This window comes from Leisingera sp. McT4-56, assembly GCF_020514995.1.
In the GTDB taxonomy this organism is placed as follows: domain Bacteria; phylum Pseudomonadota; class Alphaproteobacteria; order Rhodobacterales; family Rhodobacteraceae; genus Leisingera; species Leisingera aquaemixtae_A.
In genome coordinates, this window is the sequence record NZ_JAJALF010000003.1 from 184,394 (window position 1) to 196,387 (window position 11,994).

At 63.5% G+C, this 11,994-nt stretch carries 10 protein-coding genes and 1 tRNA gene; 7 read left to right on the plus strand and 4 right to left on the minus strand.

Annotation, left to right across the window (positions count from 1 at the left end; genetic code table 11):
- The 7 genes from LHL23_RS06165 to LHL23_RS06195 all read left to right on the plus strand — a co-directional run bounded on the left by LHL23_RS06165 (position 1) and on the right by LHL23_RS06195 (position 6,696).
- A complete protein-coding gene (locus LHL23_RS06165) occupies positions 1 to 957 on the plus strand; it encodes an ABC transporter permease (protein WP_226429181.1) in 957 nt (318 codons plus the stop codon).
- Positions 954 to 1,769 (plus strand): ABC transporter permease, encoded by an 816-nt coding sequence (locus LHL23_RS06170; RefSeq protein WP_019295750.1) that lies wholly within the window; start codon positions 954 to 956, stop codon positions 1,767 to 1,769. The genes LHL23_RS06165 and LHL23_RS06170 overlap by 4 nt, the downstream gene beginning before the upstream one ends.
- Positions 1,766 to 3,403, plus strand: coding sequence for an ABC transporter ATP-binding protein (locus tag LHL23_RS06175; RefSeq protein WP_226429182.1), 1,638 nt, complete (start codon positions 1,766 to 1,768; stop codon positions 3,401 to 3,403). The genes LHL23_RS06170 and LHL23_RS06175 overlap by 4 nt, the downstream gene beginning before the upstream one ends.
- Before the next feature lie 215 nt (positions 3,404 to 3,618).
- A complete protein-coding gene (locus tag LHL23_RS06180) occupies positions 3,619 to 4,260 on the plus strand; it encodes a DUF1326 domain-containing protein (RefSeq protein ID WP_222478315.1) in 642 nt (213 codons plus the stop codon).
- A 6-nt stretch (positions 4,261 to 4,266) separates the two neighbouring features.
- Positions 4,267 to 5,091: a DUF2182 domain-containing protein gene (locus LHL23_RS06185; RefSeq protein ID WP_226429183.1), complete on the plus strand. Its 825-nt coding sequence runs from the start codon at positions 4,267 to 4,269 to the stop codon at positions 5,089 to 5,091.
- A 144-nt stretch (positions 5,092 to 5,235) separates the two neighbouring features.
- A complete protein-coding gene (locus LHL23_RS06190) occupies positions 5,236 to 6,072 on the plus strand; it encodes an alkaline phosphatase family protein (protein ID WP_222478311.1) in 837 nt (278 codons plus the stop codon).
- A gap of 66 nt (positions 6,073 to 6,138) precedes the next feature.
- Positions 6,139 to 6,696 carry a DUF4453 domain-containing protein gene (locus LHL23_RS06195; RefSeq protein WP_226429184.1) on the plus strand — a complete coding sequence of 186 codons (558 nt, stop codon included), beginning with the start codon at positions 6,139 to 6,141 and terminating at the stop codon, positions 6,694 to 6,696.
- 9 nt (positions 6,697 to 6,705) lie between these two features.
- On the opposite strand, the gene LHL23_RS06200 is transcribed toward LHL23_RS06195, so the two are convergent.
- From LHL23_RS06200 to LHL23_RS06215, 4 genes are all read right to left on the minus strand, one after another.
- Positions 6,706 to 7,632, minus strand: coding sequence for an alpha/beta hydrolase (locus LHL23_RS06200; protein ID WP_222478307.1), 927 nt, complete (start codon positions 7,630 to 7,632; stop codon positions 6,706 to 6,708).
- Between the two features lie 119 nt (positions 7,633 to 7,751).
- Complete coding sequence (locus LHL23_RS06205; protein WP_226429185.1) at positions 7,752 to 9,641, minus strand: acyl-CoA synthetase; 1,890 nt, start codon at positions 9,639 to 9,641, stop codon at positions 7,752 to 7,754.
- A gap of 232 nt (positions 9,642 to 9,873) precedes the next feature.
- Complete coding sequence (locus LHL23_RS06210; protein ID WP_226429186.1) at positions 9,874 to 11,673, minus strand: ABC transporter transmembrane domain-containing protein; 1,800 nt, start codon at positions 11,671 to 11,673, stop codon at positions 9,874 to 9,876.
- A 167-nt stretch (positions 11,674 to 11,840) separates the two neighbouring features.
- Positions 11,841 to 11,914 (minus strand) — tRNA-Gly (locus LHL23_RS06215).
- Between the last annotated feature and the right edge of the window lie 80 nt (positions 11,915 to 11,994).

Consider the following 11,994-nt stretch of genomic DNA (forward strand, 5'->3'; position numbering starts at 1 on the left):
ATGTCTCCGATCGTAAAACTCCTGGCTCAGCGCATTGCGCTGAGCCTCCTTCTTTTGTTGCTCATCTCAATCGTGATCTTCGCCGGCACCATCGTTCTGCCGGGCGATGTTGCCCAATCGATCCTGGGGCAGTCGGCAACGCCGGAGGCACTGGCCAACCTGCGGGCTGAGCTGGGCGTGAACGATCCTCCCGTACAACGCTATTTTGCCTGGCTCTTCGGCGCCATGCAGGGCGACCTTGGCACCGCGCTGACCAGCGGCCAGGACATCGCCCAGGCTCTCAGCAGCCGTTTCTGGAACACCCTGTTTCTCGCCTTCTGGGCTGCCGTGGTTGCGGTCCCGCTGGCAATCTTCCTGGGCCTGCTGGCCGTCCGCTTCAAGGACCGCTGGCCCGACAAGATGATTTCGGCCGTCACCCTGGCCTCGATCTCGATCCCCGAGTTCCTCATCGGCTATGTGCTGATGTACTTCATCGCAGTGAAGCTGCGCTGGTTCCCCTCGGTGGCCATGGTCAACGACAACATGAGCCTGTTTGAGAAGCTGAACGCCATCGCGCTGCCGATTGCCGTGCTGACACTGGTTGTTCTGGCCCATATGATGCGGATGACCCGCGCCGCGATCCTCAACGTAATGCAGTCGGCCTATATCGAAACCGCCGAGCTGAAGGGCCTCAACGCCTTTCAGGTAATCTACCGCCATGCGTTCCCGAACGCGATCGCGCCGATCGTCAACGTGGTGATGCTGAACCTCGCCTATCTGGTGGTCGGCGTCGTGGTGATCGAGGTGGTCTTTGTCTACCCCGGCATGGGCCAGTACCTGGTCGACCACGTGTCCAAGCGTGACGTGCCTGTGGTGCAGGCCTGCGGCCTGATCTTTGCCGCCGTCTATATCGGCCTCAACATGATCGCCGATATCGTCGCCATCCTGAGCAACCCGCGCCTGAGGCATCCGAAATGAAGAATATCCCCATTTCCGCACTCATCGGGCTGTTCTTCACGGCCCTCTACTTCCTCGGCGCCATCTTTGCGCCGCTGCTGGCCCCCTATGGCGTCGGCGAAGTGGTCGGCGATGTGTGGGAGCCCTCCAGCGCAGACTATCTGCTGGGCACCGACAACATCGGCCGCGACCTTCTCAGCCGGATGATCTATGGCGGCCGCACCACCATCTTCATCGCGACGGCTGCAACCGTGCTGTCCTTCACTCTCGGCTCCGTCCTCGGCTTCTTTGCCGCGGTGATGGGCGGCTGGATCGACCAGGCGCTGTCGCGTTTCGTCGACCTGGTGATGTCGATCCCGACGCTGATCTTCGCCCTGGTGGTGCTGTCGGTTGCGCCGGTCACCATTCCGATGCTGATCCTGGTAATGGGCCTTCTGGACGCCACCCGCGTCTACCGCCTGGCCCGTGCCGTTGCTGTCGATATCGAGGTCATGGACTACGTCGAGGCAGCCCGCCTGCGCGGCGAGAAAACCGCCTGGATCATCTTTCGCGAGATCCTGCCCAACGCACTGTCGCCGCTGATCGCGGAGATGGGCCTGCGCTTCATCTTTGCGGTTCTGTTTGTCTCCACCCTGTCCTTCCTGGGCCTGGGCGTGCAGCCGCCTGAGGCTGACTGGGGCGGCATCGTGAAGGAGAACAAGGAAGGCATCGTCTACGGCATTCCTGCGGCCCTGATCCCGGCCTTTGCCATCGCCACCCTGGCGATCTCGGTCAACCTGGTGGCTGACTGGGTGCTGAACCGGACCACATCGCTGAAAGGAGGCCGCGGATGAGCGATACCCTGTTGAAAGTCCGCGACCTGAAAATCGGCGCGACCATCTACCCGCCGGGCGAACGCCCCCGCGACATCGAGATCGTGCACGGGGTCAGCTTTGACCTCGCGCCCGGCAAGGTCCTGGGCCTGATCGGTGAATCCGGCGCCGGCAAGTCCACCATCGGCCTGGCGTCCATGGCCTATGGCCGCGGCGGCGTGAAGATCACCGGCGGCGAGGTCTGGGTCAACGGCCGCGACATCCTCAAGGGCAGCCACAAGGACATCCGCAAACTGCGCGGTGCCGAGGTAACCTATGTGTCGCAATCGGCGGCAGCCTCCTTCAACCCGGCCAAGAAGATCATGGACCAGGTGGTCGAGGCCGCGGTGGAACAGAAGAAGTTCTCCCGCAAGGAGGCTGAGGCCCGCGCCCGGGTGCTGTTTGCCAAGCTGGGCCTGCCGGATCCGGACAACATCGGCGAACGCTACCCGCACCAGGTGTCGGGCGGCCAGTTGCAGCGCTGCATGACCGCGCTAGCGCTGTGCCCGGAGCCGGATCTGGTGGTGTTCGACGAGCCGACAACCGCGCTCGACGTAACCACCCAGATCGACGTGCTGATGGCGATCAAGGAGGCGATCCGCGACACCGGCGTTGCCGCGCTCTACATCACCCACGACCTGGCGGTTGTGGCGCAGGTGAGCGACGACATCATGGTTCTGCGGATGGGCAACACGGTCGAATACGGCCATGTCGACCAGATCATCAACAACCCGCAGGAGGAGTACACCAAGGCGCTGGTCTCGGTCCGCTCCATCGAGCATGAGGAGAAACCGCCGACCGAGGAGCCGGTGCTGAGCGTGCGCAACATCACCGCGCGCTACAAGGGCACCCAGTTCGACGTGCTGCACAATGTGAACGTCGACCTGTACCCCGGCCAGACGCTGGCGGTGGTGGGCGAATCCGGTTCCGGCAAGTCCACCCTCGCCCGCGTGATCACCGGCCTGTTGCCGCCGCGCGAGGGCGAGATCGAGTTTGCCGGCCGCAAGCTCTCGCCCGACCTCAAGGGGCGCACCCGCGAGGACCTGCGCGAACTGCAGATGATCTACCAGATGGCAGACGTGGCGATGAACCCGCGCCAGACCGTCGGCACCATCATCGGCCGCCCGCTGGAGTTCTACTTCGGCATGCGCGGTGCGGAGAAGAAAAAGCGGATCATCGAACTCTTGGACGAGATCGAGCTGGGCGAGAAGTTCATCGACCGATACCCGGCGGAGCTGTCGGGCGGCCAGAAGCAGCGCGTCTGCATCGCCCGCTCGCTGGCGGCCAAGCCCAAGATGATCATCTGCGACGAGGTCACCTCGGCGCTCGACCCGCTGGTGGCAGACGGCATCCTGAAGCTGCTCTTGGATCTGCAGAAGATCGAGGATGTGGCCTATCTGTTCATCACCCACGATCTGGCAACCGTGCGCGCCATCTCCGACAACATCGCGGTGATGTATCAGGGCAAGGTGCAGCGCTACGGCGGCAAGTCCAAGGTGCTGAGCCCGCCGTTTGACGATTACACCGACCTGCTGCTCAGCTCCGTGCCGGAGATGAAGCTCGGCTGGCTGGAAGAAGTGATCGCCCATCGCAAGATGGAAAGCGCCGGCAACTGATTCCACCGTTGGATGCAAAGCCCCCGCTGTCCGGCAGCGGGGGCTTTTTCTTTTTAAATATACACGATTTTGTGATAATTTAACCGAACCGGGGAGAATGCAGCGGGACCTGCTGCAAACAATAGAAAATCACTGAGCGTAGCTGTTTTTCGTACGGGCCCAACCGGAGTTTGCCGGGCAGTGTTGCTTGCACTGGCAAAACAGGAGGGATCGTCATGAAAGACTGGGCCATTCACGGCTTTGAAATCGCCAATTGCAACTGCGTTCCAGGCTGCCCCTGCCAATTCTCTCAGCTGCCCAATGACGGCACCTGCGAAGCGATGCTGACCTTCCGCATCGACAAAGGTCACTACGGGGAGACGGTGCTGGACGGTCTGCTGGCAGCAGCAATTTACAAATGGCCGGGCCCGATCCACGAGGGCAACGGCGAGATGCAGATCATCATCGACGAGCGCGCCACAGCGGAGCAAAAGTCCGCGCTTGAGGCGATCATGACCGGCCAGGATACCGAAGAATTTGCAACCATGTTCTTCGTCTTCAACGCCATGTGCACCACCAAGCACGAAACACTCAGCGCACCGGTATCGCTGAGTTTTGACGCAGAAACCGGAATTGGCCATGGCAAGGCAGGCAGCATTGGGGAAACCAAGGTCGAACCGATTGCGCACATCGTGTCCGGAGCGCCGCATTCGGTTCAGATCAAGCTGCCGAACGGCTTTGAATACTCCGAGGCCTCCGTGTGCCGGGGCACGACCCAGACCCCCGGCTCTGCCATCAGTCTGAACAAGAACAGCGGAACCCACGCCCATGTCGCCGAGTTGCATCTGACCGGCAAAGGCGTCGAGCGCGCAGCCTGATCCGCCATGGCCCGGGCGCAGCACATAACCGGTACAGCCGAGCGCCTGGCCCGCAACGATCAGAAGGTGGTGCTGGGGGCCGTGGCCTTTGTCGTGCTGCTCAGCGGGCTGTACACCGTTCTGGGCGTCGGCATGGACATGACCGCGGTTGAGATGACCCGCATGGCCCGCCCGATCGGGGAGCCGATGGCGATGGGCGCTGGAGCGCCCTGGACCCTGGGCTACGCGGTTCTGATCTTCCTGATGTGGTGGGTGATGATGATCGCCATGATGACCCCCAGCGCGGCCCCGGTGCTGCTGCTGTTCACCGCCATCAAGAAGGCCGGTTCCGCACCCGGCAAGGCGCCGCTCCTCAGCATGCTGTTCCTCAGCGGCTACCTGTTCGCCTGGGCCTTCTTTTCTGCAATTGCCACCGCCCTTCAGTGGTGGCTGGAAACCACGGGCCTGTCAAACGGCCCAATGATGTCGCTTAGCAGCCGCGCCCTCGGTGGTGCGGTCCTGCTGGCGGCGGGCGCCTATCAGTTTACCCCCTACAAGCACGCCTGCCTGACTCACTGCCGTATGCCGGTACAATTTCTGACCGCGCATAAACGCACAGGCCTGGACGGTGCTATACTGATAGGCGCCCACCATGGAACCTACTGCCTTGGCTGCTGCTGGGCCTTGATGCTCCTGCTGTTTGCCGGCGGGATCATGAACCTCTACTGGATTGCCGGGCTGGCGCTGTTTGTGCTGGCCGAGAAGACCTTTCCCCATCCAAGGCTGTTTGCCTCTGCCGCCGGTGCTCTGCTCCTTGCGGCTGGCAGCTATGTGCTCATCACCGCGTTCTGATGCCGCGGCCGTTCACCGGCAAAACTGCAACGCCGCCCCGAAAATGCCGGTTTCCTGCCGATCCGCCGTTTTTTGAATGGCAATTCAAGATTCAGCCGCAAAGATACCCTCCCGAAGCCCCCGCAAGGCAAAAGGATTCGGCACATGGACAACAAACTCCTGCTCATCATTCTGGACGGCGTGCCCTGGCGCAATTTCCGCCGCCTGTTCGGCAACCTCGAAGGCTGGGTGGACAGCGGCGATGCCCGTGTCTGGAAGCTGCGGGCGGTGCTGCCGTCGACTTCGGCCAGCTGCTATGCCTCGATCCACACCGGCGTGGCCCCCGCCATCCACGGCTGCACCGGCAATGCCAATGTGTTCCGGCTGAAGGAAAAGGACGTGTTCAGCCAGGTGCGCGAAGCAGGCGGCGTGACCGGTGCCGTGGCGCACAGCTACTGGTCGTCCTTCTTCAACCGCCACCCCTTCGACTACGTGCGCGACATCGAATATGACGAGCCGGAAAGCAAGACCATCAACCACGGCCGCTTTCACACCATGACCGGCTACGGCAAGGACAACCAGATGACCCCGTCGGATGTCGACCTGTTCGGCACCCTGACCAACCTCTGCCTGCGCTTCGGCCTCGACTACGGCATGCTGCACACCTGCACGCTGGACAGCATGGGCCACCGCTATTTCCACGACTGCCAGGAGATGGACCACGCCTGTTTCGTGATGGATGAGATGCTGGCCCCCTTCATCACCCGCTGGCGCGATCTGGGCTATGAGGTGATCGTCACCGCCGACCACGGCCAGGACGAGCGCGGCCACCACGGCGGCCGCAGCCCGCTGCAGCAGGAAACCGCGCTCTACTATTTCGGCGAGGCCGACGGCCCCGACCATGACACGGTGATCGACCAGCGCCAGCTGGCGCCCACCATCCTCAACCGGCTGGGCGCGCCGGTTGCCGGGACCATGAAGGCAGAGCCGTTCCTGAAGTGACCGGAAACGGCGGCTGTGTGCTAGGATGGCCCTCAGCCGCCGTTTTCAGATGTCAGGAAATTTGCCATGAAATCCCTTGCTGCCCTGCTTTCGCTGCTCGCCGCCCCGGCGCTGGCCAGCGACGCCTGCCACGACCTGTGGTTCACCCGGAACGCGGTGATTGACCGCGCCGGATACTGTTTCGGCTCGCCTCTGGGGCAGGCGGTGTTCAACAACGGGGACTGCATCGGCAAATCGGTTTCCCTGCCGCCGCAGGCAGAGCGCCTGGTCGCAGAGGTCAAGCAGATGGAAGGCCGCTTTGGCTGCCGGGTCAACAACAAGCAGACTTTTCTGGATCTCGATGATCTGTTCCTGCGCTACCAGCTTTGGGACCTGCCGGTCCGGGATGAGTTCGAAAGCGCCTGCCTGGGCTGGCTTGGCCCGGTGATGGGGCTGCGGGCGGGGCACAGGCCGGATGCGCCCCTGGTCGGGCAGATCAGCCCCGGGGACTATGTGAATTACTCCCACATTCCGGTGGGCAGCTGGACCTATGTCACCACGTCCGGCCCGGACTGGCAGGTCACCAGCGGCGGTTGGCTGGACACGTCGCTGTTTCAGGAGCAGTGCCAGGATTATGCCGGCTAGGCCGGACGGCTAGTCGTCGTAGGACCAAATCCCCTGCCCCAGCGCCTCGATGGCAACCGAGATCCGCTCGAAACTGTCCCGCGCCCGGCCAACGGTGTGGCGCGCGCGCAGATAGCCGTGGATCAGGCCGGGCTCGTTAATCCAGCAGGCCTTGCCGCCGTCCGCCAGGATGCGGTCGCGGTATTCGCGCGAGTCATCGCGGACCGGATCGCAATCCGCCGTTACCAGCACAGTCGGCGGAAGATTGGTGAAATCACTGTCCGACAGCGGCGCAAACAGCGGATCTCCCATTGGCGGCGGCCCGTCGGTGCGGATGTCCATATAATAGCGCACGTCAGCGCTGGTCAGCATCGGCGCCTGCGCGTGCTCGATATAAGACCCCTGGGTCATGTCGCCGCCAAAGGCCCCGTAGATCAGAACCTGCCCCAAAATGGACTCGCTGCGGCCGCGCGCATGATGCGCCACAGCAGCGCACAGATTGGCACCGGCGCTGTCGCCCATCAGGACAATGCCCTTGCCGTAACCAGCCTCCACCCAGCCCAGCACCACCCAGACATCCTCGAAGGCGGCGGGGTGCTTGTGCTCTGGCGCCAGCCGGTAATCCACCGACACCACACGATAGCCGGTCTGGGCGCAGATCTCGGCGCAGACATCGTCATGGCTGTCCAGGCCGCCGACGACAAAGCCGCCGCCGTGGCAGAACAGCACCGTGCGGGTCGGGTCGCCTGCGGTATAGACCCGCACCGGCACACCGTTGGCCGACAACTCCTGGACCGAAACCACATCCGGCCGCGGCACCCGGAACTCGCGCGCCATGGCATCATAGATGCGGCGCTGCTCTTCGATGCTCATATCAACGGCGTCATCTGGATAAAGCTCCCCGGTCTTCTGGATGAAGTCCCAGGTCTCCTCGTCGATCAGCCGTTCGTAATCCATCTGCGAGCCTCCCTGCACGCCGCTGTCCCCGTGAGCCTAGGCACAGTTTTGCGCAAATGGAATGCCTGAAAGAAAAAGCGCCCCGAAGGGCGCCCTTTATCCCACGCCATGCGGCAGGATCACGCTGCCGTGGCAGGCTCCCAGGGCCGGGTGAAATTGTTCAGCACGCCATCGATGTCAGCCTCCGGGCTGCCATTGGCGGCGACCTGCGCCACCAGCCCGCGCTTCTTGTCGTCGACCACGCTGACAACACGTGCCGCCACCCCGGCCTGTTCCAAGGCCCCGTTGTAGACGCGGGTGATCGCGAGCTTGCGCAGATCGGGCTTGAACACCTTGCCCACCGCGGTTTTCGGCAGCTCGTCCAGCACCGTCAGGTGCTTGGGAATCGCTGCCCGCTCATGCACATGCACCTTGCAGTACTCCAGCAGCTCCGCCTCGCTGACGGCGGCACCGTCGACCAGTTCCACAAAGGCGCAGGGCAGCTCGCCGGAATGCGCGTCCGGCTGGCCGATGGCGCCGGCAAAGGCCACCGCATCATGGCCCAGCAGCGCCTCCTCGATCTCTGCCGGGTCGATATTGTGGCCGCCGCGGATGATCAGGTCCTTGGCGCGGCCGGTGATCCACAAATAGCCGTCCTCGTCGATCCGTCCCAGATCGCCGGTGCGCAGGTATTTTTCCTGGTAGTAGAGGTCCAGGTTCTTGTCGGCCTCGGTGTAGGTATTGCCGGCATAAACGCCGGGGTTCGACACGCAGATCTCGCCCACCTCGTCGCGCTCGCATTCCAGCGGGCCGCCATTGGTCTGCTTGACGATCCGCACGTCCGTATAGGGGAACGGGATGCCGACGGATCCCACCTTCTTCTCGCCGCCGGGAGGGTTGCAGCTGACCAGGCAGGTGGCCTCGGTCAGGCCGTAGCCCTCGACGATGGTGACGCCGGAGGCGCTCTCGAACCGCTTGAACAGCTCCATCGGCATCGGGGCCGAGCCGGAAAAGGCGGTTTTCACGGTCGAGATATCCGCATCCACCGGCCGCTGCATCAGCGCCGACACGGCGGTTGGAACAGTGATGATGAAGGTGATCTTCCAACGTTCGATCAGCTTCCAGAAGTTGTCGAACACGCCCTCGCCGCGATAGCCCTGCGGCGTCGGGAACACCACATGCGCACCCGAGGCCACCGCCGCCATCATGATCACATGCACCGCAAAGACATGGAACAGCGGCAGCGGGCAGATGATGTTGTCCTCTTCGGTGAACAGCAGGGTGCTGCCCAGCCAGCCGTTGTAGACCAGCCCGGAGTATTTGTGCTGCGCCACCTTGGGCATGCCGGTGGTGCCGCCGGTGTGGAAATAGCACGCCACCCGGTCGCCCGCGCTGTCGGCAAAGCTCAGCGTCTTGGGCTGCTTTGCCATTTCCTTGGAAAAACTCAGGTAATCCGCATGGCTGGGCCGGGTGTCCATCTTCGGCCGCACCAGCGGCACGATCCAGGATTTCGGCGGCGTCAGATAGCGGTTCAGGTCCACCTCCAGCACCGTGTTGACGCCCGGCGCATGGCGCACCGCTTCCGCCACCTTCTGCGCCACATCCGTCTTTGGGAATGGCCGCAGGGTCACCACCACCTTGGCCTTGGTCTCCCGCAGGATCGAAGCGATCTGCTCCGGCTCCAACAGCGGGTTGATCGGGTTCACGATCCCCGCCACTGCGCCGCCCATCATGGTCACCAGAGTCTCGGTGCAGTTGGGCAGCACATAGGCGACCACGTCCTTCTCGCCGATCCCCAGGGCGCGGAACATGTTTGCCGCCTGGCTCACCTGATCCTTCAGCATGCTCCAGGTCAGCGTCTCCGCCTTGTCCCGGGCGCCAGAGAATATCTGATAGCTGGCGGCATTGCTGTTTGGGTATTTGTCCGCAGTGCGCGACAGCATCCCGTACAATGTGGCCGGAAGATCCCGTGCCTCATACGGCATTTCATTCTGCAGCGCATCGCGGTCCGCGATTCCGGAAAAACCCATTAATCTCCTCCCCGTTCCTCCGGTGCACGGCCGGTGCATGGCCGCTGCACGGAGTGTGTCTCCGTTTTTTGCCCAGACTATTGCAAACGCGCGTTTGCGCAAGCGCCACGGCAGGGTCACGCCAAGGCAGCTTGGCCCGTGACGTCGCGCCAATTCGCGGCAACGGGCGGTTTTCAACGAAAAACGCCCCGGAACCGGTCCGGGGCGCCTGTCCTGCCACGCTGCCTGGCGCTTATTCCGCCGCCAGCCCTTCGGTGAACTGCAGCTTGGCCAGCCGCGCATACAGCCCACCCTGCCCCACCAGCTCATCATGGGTGCCGGTGGCGACGATCCGTCCCTGGTCCATCACCACGATGCGGTCAGCCTTCTTCACCGTTGCCAGCCGGTGCGCCACGATCAGCGTGGTGCGGCCCTGGCTCAGCTCATCCACCGCCGCCTGCACCAGGCGTTCGCTTTCGGCATCCAGCGCCGAGGTCGCCTCGTCCAGCAGCAGCACCGGCGCGTCGCGCAGGATGGCGCGGGCGATGGCGATCCGCTGCTTCTGCCCGCCCGACAGCATCACGCCCCGTTCGCCGACAAAACTGTCATAACCTTCCGGCAGCTTCGAGATGAAGTCATGCGCCGCAGCGGCCGCGGCGGCGGCCTCCACCTCGGCATCGGTAGCCTCGGGGCGGCCGAACCGGATGTTCTCGCGCGCCGAGGCGGCAAAGATCACCGGGTCCTGCGGCACCAGCGCGATATGGCGGCGGAACTCATCCCGCTGCAGCTGCGTCAGCGCCACGCCGTCCAGCTTCACCGCGCCCTGGTTGGGGTCATAGAACCGCTGCAGCATCTGGATGATGGTGGTCTTGCCAGCGCCGGACGGGCCGACAAAGGCGACCGTTTCGCCCGGGCTCACCGTCAGCGACACCTCCTCCAGCGCCGAAACATCCGGGCGCGAAGGGTAGCGGAAGGAAACATTTTCAAAGGTGATCTCCCCCTTGACCGGCGCGGGCAGCACCTGAGCCGCAACCGGGTCCAGCACGGTATCTTCGGCGTTCAACAGTTCCACCAGCCGTTCGGTTGCCCCGGCGGCCCGCTGCAGCTCGCTCCAGATTTCCGACAGCGCCGCAACCGAACCGGCCACCAGCACCGAGTAGATCACGAACTGGATCAGCGTGCCTTCGGTCATCAGCCCGGCCCGCACATCGTTTGCGCCCATCCACAACACGCCAACGATGCCGGAGAACACCAGGAAGATCACGATCACGGTCAGGAAGGCCCGGGTCTGAATACGGCGGCGCGAGACGTCATAGGCCGTTTCCGTCATCTCGCCGAATTTCCGGCGGCTGGCACTCTCGTGGGTGAAGGCCTGCACCGTCTGCACCGCCCCCAGCGCCTCGCCCGCATTGCCGGAGGACGCCGCGATCCAGTCCTGGTTCTCCTTGCTGATGGCGCGCAGGCGGCGGCCCAGCACCAGGATCGGCACGATCACCGCCGGCACGATCAGCAGCACCATCATTGTCAGCTTCGCCGAGGTCAGCAGCATCAGCACCATGCCGCCCAGGAAGATCAGCAGGTTACGCAGCGCAATCGACACCGACGAGCCGAGCACCGACTGGATCAGCGTGGTGTCGGTGGTGATCCGGCTCAACACCTCGCCGGTCATGATGCGCTCATAAAACTCCGGGCTCATGCCGATCACCCGGTCGAACACCGCCTTGCGGATATCGGCCACCACCCGTTCGCCCAGCCGCGTCACCAGCGCATAGCGGACACCGGTGCCCACCGCCAGCAGCGCCGCAATCACGAGGGCTGCGCTGAAATAGAGGTTCAGCAGTTCGGAATCGGAAACCCGGAAATTGTCCACCACCCGGCGCACCGCCAGCGGCAAGGTCAGCGAAAGCGCCGCCGTCAGCACCAGAGCACAGGTCGCAGCCAGCATCAGCAGGCGGTAGGGCCGCATGAACGGCCACAGGGCCGACAGCACACCGATTTTCCGGGACTTCTCCCGCTCTTGCTCCGCATTCGGGGCCGCTTGTCTCCGCGCCATTCCGGATCCTTCTGCATTTTTTGGTCTGGCGGGGCAGCCCCCCGCGCCTTCGCCAAGGTTCATGGCCCCGCAGGCCCCGCGCGTCAAGCGCTGAGCAGCTTCAAAAAGCACCTGAAAACAGCTGCGCACTGCGTCAGAGGGTATCAATCCGGCGGGCTGGGAAGGTCTGGAGCGGGTAGCGGGAATCGAACCCGCACCTTAAGCTTGGAAGGCTCTTATGATACCATTTCACCATACCCGCTCAGGACATTTGCTGATTTAGGTGAACCGCCGGGGAAGGTCAACCACCTTGTTTTCGTTTGCCTTTGCTGCGGCGGAAAT

Bases quoted from the DNA above. Each gene is read 5' to 3' on its own strand.
- LHL23_RS06165 (WP_226429181.1), top strand. From the start codon at position 1: ATGTCTCCGATCGTAAAACTCCTGGCTCAGCGCATTGCGCTGAGCCTC.
- LHL23_RS06170 (WP_019295750.1), top strand. From the start codon at position 954: ATGAAGAATATCCCCATTTCCGCACTCATCGGGCTGTTCTTCACGGCC.
- LHL23_RS06175 (WP_226429182.1), top strand. From the start codon at position 1,766: ATGAGCGATACCCTGTTGAAAGTCCGCGACCTGAAAATCGGCGCGACC.
- LHL23_RS06180 (WP_222478315.1), top strand. From the start codon at position 3,619: ATGAAAGACTGGGCCATTCACGGCTTTGAAATCGCCAATTGCAACTGC.
- LHL23_RS06185 (WP_226429183.1), top strand. From the start codon at position 4,267: ATGGCCCGGGCGCAGCACATAACCGGTACAGCCGAGCGCCTGGCCCGC.
- LHL23_RS06190 (WP_222478311.1), top strand. From the start codon at position 5,236: ATGGACAACAAACTCCTGCTCATCATTCTGGACGGCGTGCCCTGGCGC.
- LHL23_RS06195 (WP_226429184.1), top strand. From the start codon at position 6,139: ATGAAATCCCTTGCTGCCCTGCTTTCGCTGCTCGCCGCCCCGGCGCTG.
- LHL23_RS06200 (WP_222478307.1), bottom strand. From the start codon at position 7,632: ATGGATTACGAACGGCTGATCGACGAGGAGACCTGGGACTTCATCCAG.
- LHL23_RS06205 (WP_226429185.1), bottom strand. From the start codon at position 9,641: ATGGGTTTTTCCGGAATCGCGGACCGCGATGCGCTGCAGAATGAAATG.
- LHL23_RS06210 (WP_226429186.1), bottom strand. From the start codon at position 11,673: ATGGCGCGGAGACAAGCGGCCCCGAATGCGGAGCAAGAGCGGGAGAAG.